14 protein-coding genes are annotated in these 13,797 nt (G+C 70.2%); 6 read left to right on the top strand and 8 right to left on the bottom strand.

Annotated elements, in window-relative coordinates; genetic code table 11:
• Positions 1-64: 64 nt before the first annotated feature.
• The 6 genes from J5X86_RS13125 to J5X86_RS13150 all read right to left on the bottom strand — a co-directional run bounded on the left by J5X86_RS13125 (position 65) and on the right by J5X86_RS13150 (position 6,225).
• Positions 65-859 carry a sugar phosphate isomerase/epimerase gene (locus J5X86_RS13125; RefSeq protein WP_208516918.1) on the bottom strand — a complete coding sequence of 265 codons (795 nt, stop codon included), beginning with the start codon at positions 857-859 and terminating at the stop codon, positions 65-67.
• A gap of 4 nt (positions 860-863) precedes the next feature.
• Entirely contained in the window at positions 864-1,724 is an 861-nt protein-coding gene (locus J5X86_RS13130; RefSeq protein ID WP_208516919.1) for a carbohydrate ABC transporter permease, read from the bottom strand.
• Positions 1,714-2,667 (bottom strand): carbohydrate ABC transporter permease, encoded by a 954-nt coding sequence (locus tag J5X86_RS13135; RefSeq protein WP_208516920.1) that lies wholly within the window; start codon positions 2,665-2,667, stop codon positions 1,714-1,716. The genes J5X86_RS13130 and J5X86_RS13135 overlap by 11 nt, the downstream gene beginning before the upstream one ends.
• A 12-nt stretch (positions 2,668-2,679) precedes the next feature.
• Positions 2,680-3,993, bottom strand: a complete 1,314-nt coding sequence (locus J5X86_RS13140) for a sugar ABC transporter substrate-binding protein (RefSeq protein WP_208516921.1) — start codon at positions 3,991-3,993, stop codon at positions 2,680-2,682.
• A 38-nt stretch (positions 3,994-4,031) separates the two neighbouring features.
• Complete coding sequence (locus J5X86_RS13145; protein ID WP_208516922.1) at positions 4,032-5,162, bottom strand: mandelate racemase/muconate lactonizing enzyme family protein; 1,131 nt, start codon at positions 5,160-5,162, stop codon at positions 4,032-4,034.
• A 76-nt stretch (positions 5,163-5,238) separates the two neighbouring features.
• On the bottom strand, positions 5,239-6,225 hold the full coding sequence (locus J5X86_RS13150) for a hydroxyacid dehydrogenase (RefSeq protein ID WP_208516923.1): 987 nt from the start codon (positions 6,223-6,225) through the stop codon (positions 5,239-5,241).
• 114 nt (positions 6,226-6,339) lie between these two features.
• On the opposite strand from J5X86_RS13150, the gene J5X86_RS13155 reads away from it, so the two are divergent.
• The 6 genes from J5X86_RS13155 to J5X86_RS13180 all read left to right on the top strand — a co-directional run bounded on the left by J5X86_RS13155 (position 6,340) and on the right by J5X86_RS13180 (position 10,937).
• Entirely contained in the window at positions 6,340-7,290 is a 951-nt protein-coding gene (locus tag J5X86_RS13155) for a LysR substrate-binding domain-containing protein (protein WP_243980175.1), read from the top strand.
• Between the two features lie 126 nt (positions 7,291-7,416).
• Positions 7,417-8,235, top strand: coding sequence for a DUF4142 domain-containing protein (locus tag J5X86_RS13160; RefSeq protein ID WP_208516925.1), 819 nt, complete (start codon positions 7,417-7,419; stop codon positions 8,233-8,235).
• A gap of 502 nt (positions 8,236-8,737) precedes the next feature.
• On the top strand, positions 8,738-9,169 hold the full coding sequence (locus J5X86_RS13165; protein WP_208516926.1) for a hypothetical protein: 432 nt from the start codon (positions 8,738-8,740) through the stop codon (positions 9,167-9,169).
• Positions 9,166-10,002 (top strand): transcriptional regulator, encoded by an 837-nt coding sequence (locus J5X86_RS13170; RefSeq protein ID WP_208516927.1) that lies wholly within the window; start codon positions 9,166-9,168, stop codon positions 10,000-10,002. Before J5X86_RS13165 ends, J5X86_RS13170 begins: the two co-directional genes overlap by 4 nt.
• A gap of 37 nt (positions 10,003-10,039) precedes the next feature.
• Positions 10,040-10,477: a roadblock/LC7 domain-containing protein gene (locus J5X86_RS13175; RefSeq protein ID WP_208516928.1), complete on the top strand. Its 438-nt coding sequence runs from the start codon at positions 10,040-10,042 to the stop codon at positions 10,475-10,477.
• Positions 10,478-10,562: 85 nt separating this feature from the next.
• Positions 10,563-10,937, top strand: a complete 375-nt coding sequence (locus tag J5X86_RS13180) for a hypothetical protein (RefSeq protein WP_208516929.1) — start codon at positions 10,563-10,565, stop codon at positions 10,935-10,937.
• A 98-nt stretch (positions 10,938-11,035) separates the two neighbouring features.
• On the opposite strand, the gene J5X86_RS13185 is transcribed toward J5X86_RS13180, so the two are convergent.
• Positions 11,036-12,364 carry an enolase C-terminal domain-like protein gene (locus J5X86_RS13185; RefSeq protein ID WP_208516930.1) on the bottom strand — a complete coding sequence of 443 codons (1,329 nt, stop codon included), beginning with the start codon at positions 12,362-12,364 and terminating at the stop codon, positions 11,036-11,038.
• A gap of 45 nt (positions 12,365-12,409) precedes the next feature.
• Positions 12,410-13,732 (bottom strand): gluconate:H+ symporter, encoded by a 1,323-nt coding sequence (locus J5X86_RS13190; RefSeq protein WP_078638520.1) that lies wholly within the window; start codon positions 13,730-13,732, stop codon positions 12,410-12,412.
• Positions 13,733-13,797 lie beyond the last annotated feature (65 nt).

Genomic DNA, 13,797 nt, shown 5'->3' on the forward strand with positions numbered 1-13,797 from the left:
GGAGGGGCCGGGGGGAGCGGGGGCGCGGGGTTCTCCCGCTCCCCCTGGTGAGCGGGACGCCCGGTCAGGCGGCGCCCGCCGCGTCGCGTGCCGCCGCCAGATCGGCCATCAGGCGTTCCTCGACCGGGACGCCGGAGTCGGAGTACTGCCCGGACAGACACACCGGGCCCGTGTAGCCGAGCTCCGCCAACTGGCCGAGCGCCGCCGACCAGTCGGCCAGCCCGTCGGGGCCCGGCACGAACCAGGGTTTCCAGTGCCCGCCGACGGCTCCGGCGGCCGGTTCGGTGCGCACATGGATGACGTTCTTGAGGTTGACGATGCCGAGCCGCTCGGCGACCAGGGGCAGGGTGACCCGCGGCTCGTCGCCCGCCAGCGCGTCGTGGGCGGCGTCCCAGATCACCCGGAAATGCTGGGCCGGCAGGCCGTCGAGGAGGTCCATCACCCCCAGCGCGGAGGACACATAGCGCCCGTGGTGCGGCTGCACCCCGACCTGGACGCCGTACCGCTCCGCGAGGGGCGCCGCGTCCTCCAGCCGCCGCCGTACGCGGCGGACCGAGGCGGCATAGCCGTCGGGGCCCAGCTCGGCCATGACCCGGATCATCGGCACGCCGGCCTCCCGGCAGGCCGCGAAGACGGGTTCGCTGAGATCGCCGGCCACGCTGATCACCTCGACCCCCTCGGCTCGCAGCCGCGCGGTGAACTCCGGCAGCAGCCGTCCGGCTTCGGCCGGGGTGACGTAGGCGGTGTCCCGGACCGGGATCTCGGCGCCGGCGAAACCGAGGCCGGACACCAGCGGGCCCAGGGTTTCGCCGGGCAGTGCGGACCACGGTTTGGTGAAGACGGACCAGAGAAATGTCATGGTGTCAGCGGCCTCCGAGCCCGCTCATGGTGATGCCTTTGACGAACCAGCGCTGGGTGAGGAAGAAGAGCACGATGAGCGGCACGGTGGTGATGGCGGCCGCCATCAGCAGCAGATTCCACTGGGTTCCGTTGGTGGACTGGAACACCTGGAGGCCGACCGCCGCGGTCCTGGTGGAGTCGCTGTTGGATATCACCAGCGGCCAGAGCAGGTTGTTCCACTGGCTGATGAACTTGAACACCGCCAGGGTGGCGATGGCCGGGACGGCGAGCGGGATGATGACCCGGATGAAGGTCTGCCAGCGGTTCGCCCCATCCAGGCGGGCGGCCTCCTCGTAGTCGCGGGGGACGCCCAGGAAGAACTGGCGGAGCAGGAACACCCCGAGCGCGGTGAAGGCGTGCGGCAGGATCATCCCGGGCCAGGTGTCCACCCCGTGCATCTTCGCCACCAGGATGAACTGCGGGATCAGCGTGACCTGCGAGGGGATCATCAAGGTGGTCAGATACACGCCGAACAGCACGCTGCGGCCACGGAAGCGGAGCCGGGCGAAGGCGTACGCGGCCAGCGCCGCGGTGGCCGTCTCCAGGAGCGCCGTACCGCCGGCGAAGATGATGGTGTTCAGCAGATAGCGGCCCAGGGGGACGAGGTCGAAGGCGCGGCCGATGTTCTCCGGATGCCAGCTGCCGGGCCACAGCGACGGCCGCGCCGCCATCGACTCGGTGTCGGACTGGAAGGCCACCAGCACCATCATCACGATGGGGGTGAGGGTGACCGCGGTGACCAGGAAACAGGTGAACACCAGCAGCCGCCGGGCCGCCACGGGCGAGCGGCGCAGCGCCGCGAGCGCGGGAACGTCAGAGGTCATAGTGCACCAGCCTCCGCTGGAGCAGGAACTGCGCCGCGGTGATGACCACGATGAACGCGAACAGCACCATCGATTGCGCGGCCGCGTAGCCCTGCTCGTAGTTCTCGAATCCGGTCCGGTAGATGTACATCACGAGCGTGGTGGTGCTGGTTCCCGGCCCGCCGTCGGTCATCACCAGGGCCTGGTCGAAGACCTGGAAGGAACCGATGATCGAGGTGACGACGGTGAAGAACACCGAGGGCGACAGCAGGGGCAGCGTCACCTCGCGGAAGGTCCGCCAGGGCGAGGCCCCGTCCACCTTGGCGGCCTCGTAGAGCTGTTGCGGAATGGCCTGCAGCCCGGCGAGGAAGATCACCATGCCGAAGCCGAAGCTCTTCCAGACACTCATCACGATCAGGGCGGGCATGGCCCAGTCGTCCGAGATCAGCCAGGCCGGTCCGTCGATGCCGAAGACACCGAGCACCGCGTTGATCAGCCCGTCGTGCGGGATGTAGAGCCAGACCCAGACGAAGGCCACCGCCACGGTGATCGTCGCGTAGGGCAGCAGAAGCAGCGACCGGAACACCGCCATGCGCCGCAGCCCCTGATTGAGCAGCAGTGCCAGTCCCAGGCTGACCAGCAGCGTCAGCGGCACACTGACGAAGGTGAAGTACGCGGTGTTGCCGAGCGCCGACCAGAAGGTGTCGTCCGGTCCGAGCCGGGCGAAGTTGTCCAGTCCGATGAAGCGGGGCGGGCTGAACAGATTCCAGTCCAGCAGTGAGATCACCCCGGCCGCGATGACCGGTCCTGCGGTGAAGACCAGGAATCCGGCCAGGCTCGGCAGGAGGAACAGCCAGGCGGCGAGCGTCTCCGAGCCGTGCCGCCGGGACCGGCGGCCACGCAGCGGGCCACGCGGTGTTCGCCGTGGGGCCGCGGTCGCCGCGGTGTGGGTTGGGGCAGCCATCGTGATCCTCCCTCAGGTGGCCTGGCGGACGGCGTCCCGGTGCTGGCGCATCAGGGCGTTCAGCCGTGGCATGACACCGTCGATCGCGTCGCCGGAGCTCTTTTGGCCGAGGAAGGCCCGGGGCAGGTCCTGGGCCAACAGCAGCCGGACGCGGTTCCAGTTGGTGGTGACGTCGAAGGGATGGCCACCGGCCACCTCGCCCTTGAGGATCCGCTGGACGATGCCGAGGTTGGCGGGCGGCGGTTCGAAGGCGCTCGCGGCCGAGAGCCGCGCCGGGTTGTTGCGCCCGGCCCGTGCGTAGATGTCCAGCGCCCCCGTGCTGGTGAGGGTCTTCAGCAGCCGCCACGCCAGGTCGAGATCGTCGCCTTTGACCCCCGAGGGGATGGCGAAGCTGGAGCCCGACACCCGCGGCTTGCTTCCCGCCGGGCCCGCGGGGAAGGGGACGATGTCCCATTCGAAGGACGCCTTGCGGACGTTGAGCACCTGCCAGGGGCCGTTCTGCATGAAGGCCACGTTGCCCTGGAGGAAGTTGGCGAGGGAGGCGCCGGAGGCGTTCTGGGTGACCAGGTTGTCGATCGGCGGGGTGGCCCGGTCCTTGGTGAACAGGTCGACGACGTAGTGGATGGCCTGCATTGCCTCGGGGGCGTCCAGGGGGCTGGTGTCACGGTCCCCGTCGACGACATTGCCACCGGCGCAGTAGATCCAGGACACCAGGTCGTCGATGGTCGGCGAGCAGGTGAAGCCGTACTGGTCCTTCGGCTTGCTCAGCTCGATGGCCAGTTGCCGGAAGGTGTCCCAGCTCATGGGCTCGGTCGGGGACGGCGGATCGACACCGTTCCGCTCCAGCAGCGTCTTGTTGTAGTAGAGCACGGTCGGCGCCACATCGAAGCCGATGGCGTAGGTGCGGCCGGCGAACGAGGAGATGGAGCGAATAGCGGGGTAGAAGTCGTCGAGGTCGAAGTCGGGGTCCGCGGCGATGAGATCGTCGAGCGGCCGGTGCGCGCCGCGTGAGGCGTAGGTGGGGATCAGCCAGCCGTTCAGGGCGGTGACCATGCTTGCCGTTCCGCTGACGAGCTGCAGGTCGAGTTTGGTGGGGTAGCCGTCGGAGGGGGTGAGCGTCGAGGCCGATCTGATGTGCATCCGCCGCTCGACGTAATGTCCGAAGTCGCTCCAGACCCGCTGCTCCTCGGGGCTGCTGGACCACATGGACCAGGTGGCCGTGCCGGGCGGCGGGCCGGAGGAGCAGCCGCTGAGGGCTCCCGTGGTGGCGAGCCCGCCGAAGGCCGCCCCCTTGAGCAGGGCACGACGGGAAAAGCTGGAAGACATCGTCGTCTCCTCGCTGCTGGGTCGGAGTGCGGCCGAGTTCAGAGAAAGGCCAGGTCCAGGGATTCGGCGCGGATGCGTTCCTCGTCGACCTCGACGCCGAGGCCGGGACCGGAGGGGACGGTGGCGGTGGCCGCGACGATGTCCAGGTTCGCCACGTAGAGATCGGTCAGCAGTTCCGGTCCGTTCAGTTCGGCGGGCAGGGCCAGTTCCAGCTGACTGAAGAGGTGCAGCGCGGCCGCGAAGCCGATACCGCAGTCGGTCAGCCCACTGGCCAGCACCTCCAGTCCGCCCGCCAGCGCCACCTGGGCGGTCTTCAGGGCGTTGCGCAGTCCGCCGGACTTGCAGATCTTGACGACCACCAGATCGGCGGCGTCCAGGCGCAGCGTGCGGGCCAGGTCCTGGGCGGTGAAGCTGCCCTCGTCGATGGCGACCGGCAGGCCGATCAGATCCCGCACCCGGCGCAGGGCGAGGGTGTCGGTGCCCGGCACGGGCTGTTCCACGCAGTGGAGGTGCGGCACCTCGCGTACCGCGTCCATGAGCCGGGTCAGGGCGGTCGGCCGGTAGGACTGATTGGCGTCCAGCCACAGGGGTTTGCCCGCGGCGACCTCCGCGACCGCGGTGATGGCCGCGGTGTCCGCGACGGGATCGCCGCCGATCTTCACCTTGTAGGCGGTGTAGTGCGAGGACTGGAGCGCGTGCTCGCGGACGGCGGAGGGCTCGCCCACGCCGATGGCCGAGCAGAGCGGAACCGTGTCCCGGAGCTTGCCGCCCAGCAGGGCGTGGACGGGCAGCCCGGCCAGTTTGCCGGCCGCGTCGTGCAGGGCGATGTCCACCGCGGCCCGGGCGAACGGAAAGCCGTTGGACACCGCGGGGCTCAGTCGGCGACTCGCCCGGGCGTGGAACAACTCCACGTCGAACGGGGTGAGTTCGAGCAGGATGGGGGCCAGATGGCGCTTGATGACCACGGCGATCGTCTCGGCGGTCTCATAGCTCCAGCTGGGCAGGGCCCGCTGTTCGCCCCAGCCGACGACCCCGTCCTCGGTGGTCAGCTTGACGAAGACGACCGCACCCGCCTGATCGGGGGTGCCGACGGCGCCGCTGCCCAGCACGAACCGCCGGGCGAACGGCACGGCCACGGGGAAGACCTCGACCGCCGTGATACGCGACATGGTGAGTGACTCCTGTCAATAAGGTCGATGACGCGAACGGTCGGGTACGGAGTGCGAAGGTGGCTCAGGAGGTGGCTCAGGCGGCGATGGGCCAGGAGGCGGGGTCGACGAAACTGGGACCGCGGACACCCTTGTCCAGCCAGTCGGCGACGTCCGCCATCACATAGCCGGCCAGCGCCAGATGCCCGTCCACGGTGTCCCCGGCGATATGCGGGGTGAGCAGCAGATTGGGGCAGCTCAGCACGGACTCGCCGAGGTGCGGCGGCTCGGGGTCGAAGACGTCCAGCGCGGCGAACAGCCGCCCCGCCAGCACCTGTTCGAGCAGCGCGCCCTGGTCGACGGCCGGGCCCCGCGCGGAGTTGACGACCACGGCGTGGTCGGGGATCCGCTCGATGAGCCGGGCGCTCACCAGGCCGCGGGTGTCGGCGACATCGGGCACATGGACGGAGACGAACGGGCAGCCGAGCGCCTCCTCGAGCGCGGCGGTCCGTACCCCCAGCGCGGCGGCCCGCTCCTCGTCCAGATACGGGTCGTACACCACCACCTCGCAGCCGAACGGCCGGAGCAGGGTGATCAGGGCGCGGGCCGTGGAGCTCGCGCCGAGGATGCCCACCCGGTGGCCGGTGAGTTCACCGCCCCGGAAACCGCTCTGCTTCCAGCCACCGGCCCGTATCGCGGTGTCGAACAGCGGCAGCCGGCGGGCCAGGGTGAGCATCGCCGCCAGGCAGTACTCCCCCACGGACCAGGCGATCCGCCCGGCTGCCGAGAAGACCGTGACGCCCTGGTCGAGCACCTCGCGGTCGATGAGCTTCTTCACCGTCCCGGCGGCGTGCGCCACCACCTGGGGGCCACCGCCGCCGGACCAGATCGCCCGGTCCAGACGGGGCGTGCCCCAACTGGTCAGCAGTACGTCACTGCCGGCGGCGAGCCGGGCCACCACATCCTCGGTCAGCGGCTCATCGGCCCAGGTCACTTCGTAACGTTTCTCGATCAGCTGCCGGGCCTCGGCGCTGATCACATCGGCGGCACGCTGGGGGGTCATGGCGACGGCGAGTCTGGACAACCTGGCTCCTCGGACGGGATCGGCGCGGATCTGCCCTGGCGGTCGTCATGACCGTAGAGGCGGGCCGCCATGCCCGTCCAAGCCCACTTTCGCATCGCCCCATACTCTGAGGGTATGAACCTCTCCCTGCAGCAGCTCCGCGGCTTCGTGGCGGTGGCGGAGGAGCAGCACTTCGGCCGGGCCGCCGCGCGCCTGAACATGACCCAGCCCCCGCTGACCCGTCAGATCCAGGCCCTGGAACGCGCCCTGGACGTCGTCCTGTTCGAGCGCACCGGGCGGGGCGCCCGGATCACCGCCGCGGGCCAGGTCTTCCTCGACCACTGCCACCGGGTCCTGGCCCTGCTGGACGCCGCGCCGACCGCCACCCGTCGCGCCGCCGACGGCCGCACCGGCACCCTGCGGCTCGCCTTCACCGCGATCGGCGCGTACGCCATCCTGGCCGATGTCCTGGACCTGGTGAACCGCCACCTCCCCGACGTCACCGTCGAGCTGACCGAACTGGTCAGCCCCGACCAGTTCGCCGCCCTCTCGGAGCTGCGCATCGACCTGGGCCTGGTGCGGCCGCCCATCCCCGAGGGGTACGCGTCGCTGCTGGTCCACTCCGAGGACCTGGTCCTCGCGGTCCCCGCCGGCCACCCGCTGGCCCATTCCGGCGACGACACCCCCGTCGCCCTGACGGACGTGGCCGATGACTACATCGGGTACAGCCCCGAGGGCTCCCGCTATCTGCACGACATCTGCGCCGCCATGATCGGCGTGGACCGCTACGCCGTAAGCCAGTTGACCTCCCAGGTACCCACCATGCTCGCCCTGGTCCGCGCGGGCCTCGGCTGCGCCCTGATACCTCGTTCGATCATGACCATGGGCGTCCACGGCGTCCGCTACCGCGAACTGGCCCCCGCCGACGCCCACTCCGTCACCCTCCACGCCTGCTGGAGCCCCGACAGCCCCAACCCGGCCCTCCAGCGGCTGGTGGACGTCCTCACCCGGGAACGCCTGGGGAACGGCGCCGTGACGCATGAGACCGAAGGTGGCTGTGAGATAGGCCATACGCGGCCGAAGTAACGACTCAAAGACGCATAAACAACCGCTGCGCCATTGAGCACAGACCCTCCGCGGTCCGTATTCGCCGGTGCAAGCACGGGCAGACACTGCTCTGCACAACGACCGGCGTCCCCGCCAGGAGGCTCTATGCGATCCCGGTACTTCGTGACAGGTACCTCCCTCCTCATAGGTTCCGTGGTGGTCACCCTCGGCGTGATCATGTCGCCCGCGCTGACGGGTGTGCAGCAGGAGAACCAGACGAACCTGGCGAAGACGAACTCGACGCAGTACGGACCGCTCACCGGGGCCGACAAGGAGTTCGTGGTCAAGGTCCGGCTCGCCGGGCTGTGGGAGTACCCCGTCGGTGAACTGGCCCTCAAGAAGGGCACCACGGCGGCGGTGAAGACAGCCGGTGAACATCTGATCGTGGGGCATGCGCAACTGGACGACGCATCACGGGACATCGCACCCAAACTCGGCATCACCCTGCCCAACAAGCCCACACCGCAGCAGCAGGGGTTCCTGGACACCCTCACGGCCGCCACGGGCAAGAACTTCGACAGCGAGATGGCCCAGATCCTGCGCATCACCCACGGCCAGATCTTCAGCTCCATCGCCAAGATCCGGGCGACCAGCAAGAACACCCTGGTGCGTCAGCTCGCCACCCAGGCCAACAACACGGTGTTGGACCACATCACGCAGATGGAGAACACCGGGATGGTCGACTACGAGCGGCTTCCCGCGCAGATCACCGAGACTCCGACCCAGGGCCCGGACTTCACCAAGCCGGTGATGCCCAAGCCCGGGGAGCCGATGGTGGTCCTGAAGAAGCCGGCCTCGCTCGAGGGCAAGGGCGAACCGCCCACACCGTCCCCGCCCGCTCCGGTCGACGACGCCCCGGGCTCCTCGGCCTCCCCCTCCACTCCGGGCGCCACCGCCTCCCCCTCCGCACCCGCCGTTCGGTAACGCACCGTCAGGACAGCGCAGACAAGCCGGGTGAAACGCGGGCGGTTTCCGCCACATCGGTACCGTCAAATCTCGCCACTCTGTGCGGCACAGGGGTGTGAAACGACCCTGGGAAAGCCTTGTGGGCGCCCCTGTCGGGCACCGCGCCGCGTTCCGGCTCCCTGCGAATGCGTACTCGACCATCGCACGACCGTCTACTGACCCATCCACCACGCCTGCAATAGGACGGTGGAATATGCGCCCGCCCGTCTGTGGCCCGGTGGGCCCCGAAACGGCTATGAATCCGTTCAGAGGGCCGATGACCGGGCCCGGCGTGGCGCCCGGCAGGGCTGCCGAGGCATACGGGGCCCATGGGGCGGCGGACCCTACTACACGCCCCCCACCATTTCCGAGCATTACCGGATTTAACCCCCAACCGCTGAACCCTGCGTAACCTCTCCGTCACTGGCGAAGCGCCCCCGGTGGGCGCCCGCCACGGGCGACGCAGGGAAGGGGAGGCCGCATGCCCGGAATCGACGAGTGCTTGCTGGAAGCGATGACCGTGAACGGCGCGCGCGGAGCCGCCGTGATCGAGTGGACCAGCGGACTCGCGCTCGGCATGGTCGGCGAGGTGCGGGACGAGGACCCCGAGGCCACGGCGGCGGAGACGGCCGAGCTGGCCCGGATGGCCGCCGAGCAGCGGGCGTTCGCCGCGCTGGGCCCCGGCGGCGCGATGGGCGGCTCCGGGAGCGACCCCGACGGGGATACGGACGGGGAGCCCGCCGTCGAGGACGTCATCGTCACCACCCGCACCTGCTACCACCTGCTGCGTTTCGTCGACACGGCCTTCGACAGCGGCGTCTTCTTCTATCTCTGGCTCGACCGCCGGGAGGGGAATCTGGCGCTCGCCCGGATGCGGCTGCGCGATATGTGCGGGCGTCTGGCGCTGATATGAACATGCCTCGCAGGGCCGGTGGGCGAGCCGGCCACGCGCCCAGCCTCACCGGTCTCGCCGCCGAGCGGGCCAGCGGCGCCCTGCTGTGCGACGCGGGCACCGTCTACCTCCGCGACGGCCAGGTGGTGCACGCCGAAAGCCCCGAGGCCCCCGGGATCGAGGTGCTGCTCACCACCGGTGGGCGGCTGACCGCCGACACCTGGCGGGAGGCGGTGGGCCGGACGGGCCCGGCCGGCGGGGTCGGGCGGTTCCTCGTCGACAGCGGCCGGCTGTCGGACGCGGAGCTGGAGATCTGCCATCTGGGCGCGCTGTTCGACGCGGCGTACTTCGCACTCGGGCACGGCAGCGGCCCCCGCGGCTTCCAGCGGGGCGCGGCCCACTGGCTCGGACCGGTGCGCGCGGTGGGCGCGGTCGCCGTCGAGCGCGAGACCCGGCGCCGCGGCAAGCTGCTGGACTCCCTGTGGCCGTATCCGCAGGTGGACACCGAGCCGGTGGTGCTTCGCCGCCCCGATGGCCGCGCCCCGGCGGTGACCGCCCGTCAGCGCGCGGTGCTGGCGCTGGCGGATGGGGTACGCACCCCCGCCGGTATCGCGCGGGAGCTGGGCCGTCCCGCCTTCCACACGCTGATCGACATTCGGCGGCTGGCGGCGGCGGGCCATGTCGCCACACCGCGGCCCGCCCGTCCGGGACATCCGGGCGGCCCCGATCTGCCCGCCCGGTCCGGCGCCTCCGCGCCGCCCGCCGCGGACCGCGGTCCCGCCGCGGCCGTCTTCACCGATCCCGATATCGACCTGCTGCGCCGGCTCCGCGACGCCTTGGAGGCAACGCTGTGATTCCCCTGACCGACCCGCCCGCCCCGTGCGCGGCGTCATGAGACTCGGCCTGCGGCAGCGCACGGAGCGGAAGTGGCTGCTGGCCGCCGAGCCCGACGTACTGGAGGAGCTGCGCCGGCTGCGGGCCCGGGTGACCCATGTGACCGGCGCCCTGGCCGCCACCAGCGACGGCGTGGTGCTGGCGCATGACACGGCCGTCGAAGCCGAGGGGGTGGCGGCGCTGACCGCCGCGGCCCTCGGGGTGGCGCAGTCGCTGGCCGGCGCCACCGGGCGGGGCGCCTTCCGTGAGCTGCTGGTCCGCGGCGAGAACGGCTATGTGGCCACCTATGCCGCGGGTTCCACGGCCGTGCTGACCGTTCTGGCCGGTGACCGCACCAACGTCGGCCGCCTCCATATGGAGGCCCGCCGCTCGGGCGCCCGGCTCGCCGATCTGGTGGGCGTCGCCCTCAGCAGGGCCGAGCAGCCGCAGCCCTGACCACCACGACCTTTCCCGCCCGGCGCGTACACCCGCGTCGGCACCCGACCGGACATCACTGACATCGAAAGGAACAGCCACGATCATGGCGAACACCCAGACCGCGCTCAAAGAGGCGATGACGTCCATAGAGGGCGCCCTCGGCGCCGCGCTGGTCGACTACTCCAGCGGGATGGCCCTCGGCACCGTGGGTGGCGGAAAAGAACTCGACCTGACGGTGGCGGCCGCGGGCAACACCGATGTGGTGCGCGCCAAGGTGCGGACCATGGAACAGCTCGGTCTGCAGGACTCCATCGAGGACATCCTCATCACCCTCGGCAGCCAGTACCACCTGATCCGGCTGCTGAAGGGCCGGGACAGCCAGGGCCTCTTCCTCTATCTGGCGCTGGACAAGAACCGGGCCAACCTGGCGATGGCACGGCACCAGCTCCGCAGGATCGAGGCCGGTCTGGAGGTCTGAGTCCGGGCCGTACGGCCCCCGATACGGGCACGGGGGGCCGCTCGATGGGCGGCCCCACCGTCTGACCGGGCCGGTCGGCATGCGCGGGGTCACCGCACTCAACGCACCAGGCAGGGACGCTTGTTGTCGAAGGTCCAGCCCGGAATGAGATAGCGCATGCCGACCGCGTCGTCCCGCGCCCCCAGCGCCTTCTCCTGGTAGAGGGCGTGGGCGGCGAGGAGCCGGTCGCGGTCGAGCCGGATGCCGAGCCCGGGGGCGTCCGGGATGGCGATCTCACCGCCGGTGATCCGCGGCGGCTCGACGGTGAGCCGCTCCAGTCCCTCCTGCCAGATCCAGTGAGTGTCCAGGGCGTTGTACTCGCCCGGGGCGGCGGCTCCGCAGTGAGCCACCATCGCCAGGGAGATGTCGAAGTGGTTGTTGGAGTGGCATCCCCAGGTCAGGCCCATCTCGTGGCAGAGCTGGGCCACCCGCACCGACCCCTGCATGGTCCAGAAGTGGGGGTCGGCCAGCGGAATGGAGACGGACTGCAGCGCCAGTGCGTGAGTCATCTGCCGCCAGTCCGTGGCGATCATGTTGGTGGCCGTGGGCAGTCCGGTGGCGCGCCGGAACTCGGCCAGGATCTCCCGGCCCGAGTAGCCGTCCTCGGCCCCGCAGGGGTCCTCGGCGTAGGCGAGCGTGCCGAGCAGCGGCCGGCACAGCTCGATCGCCTCGCGCAGCGACCAGGCGCCGTTGGGGTCGAGGGTGATGCGGGCGTCGGGGAACCGGTCCTTGAGCGCCCGTACCGCCTTGACCTCCTCGTTTCCCTCCAGGACGCCGCCCTTGAGCTTGAAGTCCTTGAAACCGTAGAGGTCGTAGGTGGCCTCCGCCTGGCGGACGATCGCCTCGGGGGTCAGCGCCTCCTCGTGGCGGATGCGGTACCACTCCGCTTCGGCGCCGGGTTCGCGGACGTACTCCAGGTCGGTCCGGTCGGGGTCGCCGACGTAGAACAGATAGCCCAGGACCCGTACCGCGTCGCGCTGCTGACCGTCGCCCAGGAGCGCCGCCACGGGCACCTCCAGATGCTGGCCCAACAGGTCCAGCAGGGCCGACTCGACGGCGGTGACGGCGTGCACGGTGGTGCGCAGATCGAAGGTCTGGGTGCCCCGGCCCCCGGCGTCGCGGTCGCGGAACCGCCGCCCGATCTCGCCCAGCACCCGCTTGTAGTCGCCCACCCGCGCCCCGACGACGAGGGATTCGGCGTCGCGCAGCGTCTGGGTGATCTTCTCACCGCCGGGGACCTCCCCCAGTCCGGTACGGCCCTCGGAGTCCTCGAGGACGACCACGTTGCGGGTGAAGTAGGGGCCGTGGGCACCGGAGAGGTTCAGCTCCATGCTGTCCCGGCCGGCGACCGGATAGACGGCGAACGAGGTGACGGTCGGCTGGCTCATCGTGGCGTCCTTGGGTCGGTGTCGGAGGGGTCGCACAGGGAGGGTTCAGATAATGGCCTCGATGGCCAGCACGCCGCCGAGGCCGAGGACCGCGAGCACGGTGGTGTAGGTGGTGCGCGCCTTGATGGCGTCGATGACGGAGAGGTTGAAGTACTCCTTGAACATCCAGAAGCCGGGGTCGTTCACATGGCTGAAGGCGATCGATCCGCAGGAGACGGCGAGGACCATCAGCTCGGGGTGGACTCCACTGTTCTCCAGGAGCGGCTGCACCACACCGGCGGCGGTGACCACGGCGACCGTAGCCGATCCGAGCGCCACCCGCAGGACGACGGCGATGAGCCAGGCGAGGATGATCGGCGAGATGGACCAGTCGTCGGTGAGGTCCTTGATGTAGTCGGATATCCCGCCCTCGACCAGGACCTCCTTGAAGGCGCCGCCGGCCCCGATGACCAGCAGGATCATCGCCATCGCCTGGGCCGCCGAGTTGCAGGAGGCGCTGACCTCGGCCAGGCTCCGGCCGATCCGGGGGCCGAACGCCCACACCGCCAGCAGCAGGGTCAGCAGCAGGGCGATCGGGGCGGAGCCGATGAAGGTGATGACGTGCAGGGCGGGACTGTCGCCGGACACGGCCATGTCGGTCACCGCGGCACCGGCGATCAGCACCACCGGGACCAGGGCCACCGACAGCGACCAGCCGAGGCCCGGCATCTCCTCCTCGGTGAAGGTGCGCTCGCTGACCAGGCCCTTGGGGATCTCGGGGTCCATCCGCCGGACGAACGGGAGCCGCGGCCACACCAGGGCGATCAGCGCACCGGCCGGAACGGCGATGAACAGCCCGTAGAACAGGGTCAGACCGACGGAGGCGTGGAAGCTCGAGGCCACCGCGGTGGGCCCGGGGTGCGGCGGCAGAAAGCTGTGCATGGTCGACAGGGCGATCGACATCGGAAGCCCGACCCACAGCAGGTTCTTCCGGGTGACCCGGACGATGGTGAACGCCACCGGCACGATGATGACGAAGGCGACCTCGTAGAACATGGTCACGCCGATGAGCATGGCGGTGACCACCATCGCCACCTGGACCCAGCGCAGTCCGAAGGTGTCGATGAGGGTGTTGGCTATCCGCTGGGCCGCGCCGCAGTCGCCCATGACCCGGCCGACCATGGCGCCGAGACCGACGACGAGCATGGTGTCGCCGATCTGACCCCCGACGCCCTCTCCGAGCACATCGGGGATCTTCTCCACCTCGACCCCCTGCACCAGCGCGACGCCGACGGCCACGAGGAGCAGGGCGATGAAGCCGTTGAGCTTCAGCTTGGTCATGAGGAACAGCAGGATCACCACGCTGATTCCGACGACGACGAGAGGCATGTCTTCAGTTCCCCTTTGAACTGCGGCCGGTGAGCTGGAGGCTCGAGCGGATCGCCACACGGGCC

It is taken from the genome of Streptomyces sp. NEAU-YJ-81 (assembly GCF_017592595.1).
Lineage (GTDB): Bacteria > Actinomycetota > Actinomycetes > Streptomycetales > Streptomycetaceae > Streptomyces > Streptomyces hygroscopicus_B.

Coding starts and splice junctions, on each gene's coding strand:
- J5X86_RS13155 (WP_243980175.1), top strand. CDS start 6,340: ATGAACCTCTCCCTGCAGCAGCTCCGCGGCTTCGTGGCGGTGGCGGAG.
- J5X86_RS13170 (WP_208516927.1), top strand. CDS start 9,166: ATGAACATGCCTCGCAGGGCCGGTGGGCGAGCCGGCCACGCGCCCAGC.
- J5X86_RS13160 (WP_208516925.1), top strand. CDS start 7,417: ATGCGATCCCGGTACTTCGTGACAGGTACCTCCCTCCTCATAGGTTCC.
- J5X86_RS13190 (WP_078638520.1), bottom strand. CDS start 13,732: ATGCCTCTCGTCGTCGTCGGAATCAGCGTGGTGATCCTGCTGTTCCTC.
- J5X86_RS13185 (WP_208516930.1), bottom strand. CDS start 12,364: ATGAGCCAGCCGACCGTCACCTCGTTCGCCGTCTATCCGGTCGCCGGC.
- J5X86_RS13135 (WP_208516920.1), bottom strand. CDS start 2,667: ATGGCTGCCCCAACCCACACCGCGGCGACCGCGGCCCCACGGCGAACA.
- J5X86_RS13140 (WP_208516921.1), bottom strand. CDS start 3,993: ATGTCTTCCAGCTTTTCCCGTCGTGCCCTGCTCAAGGGGGCGGCCTTC.
- J5X86_RS13145 (WP_208516922.1), bottom strand. CDS start 5,162: ATGTCGCGTATCACGGCGGTCGAGGTCTTCCCCGTGGCCGTGCCGTTC.
- J5X86_RS13175 (WP_208516928.1), top strand. CDS start 10,040: ATGAGACTCGGCCTGCGGCAGCGCACGGAGCGGAAGTGGCTGCTGGCC.
- J5X86_RS13180 (WP_208516929.1), top strand. CDS start 10,563: ATGGCGAACACCCAGACCGCGCTCAAAGAGGCGATGACGTCCATAGAG.
- J5X86_RS13165 (WP_208516926.1), top strand. CDS start 8,738: ATGCCCGGAATCGACGAGTGCTTGCTGGAAGCGATGACCGTGAACGGC.
- J5X86_RS13125 (WP_208516918.1), bottom strand. CDS start 859: ATGACATTTCTCTGGTCCGTCTTCACCAAACCGTGGTCCGCACTGCCC.
- J5X86_RS13130 (WP_208516919.1), bottom strand. CDS start 1,724: ATGACCTCTGACGTTCCCGCGCTCGCGGCGCTGCGCCGCTCGCCCGTG.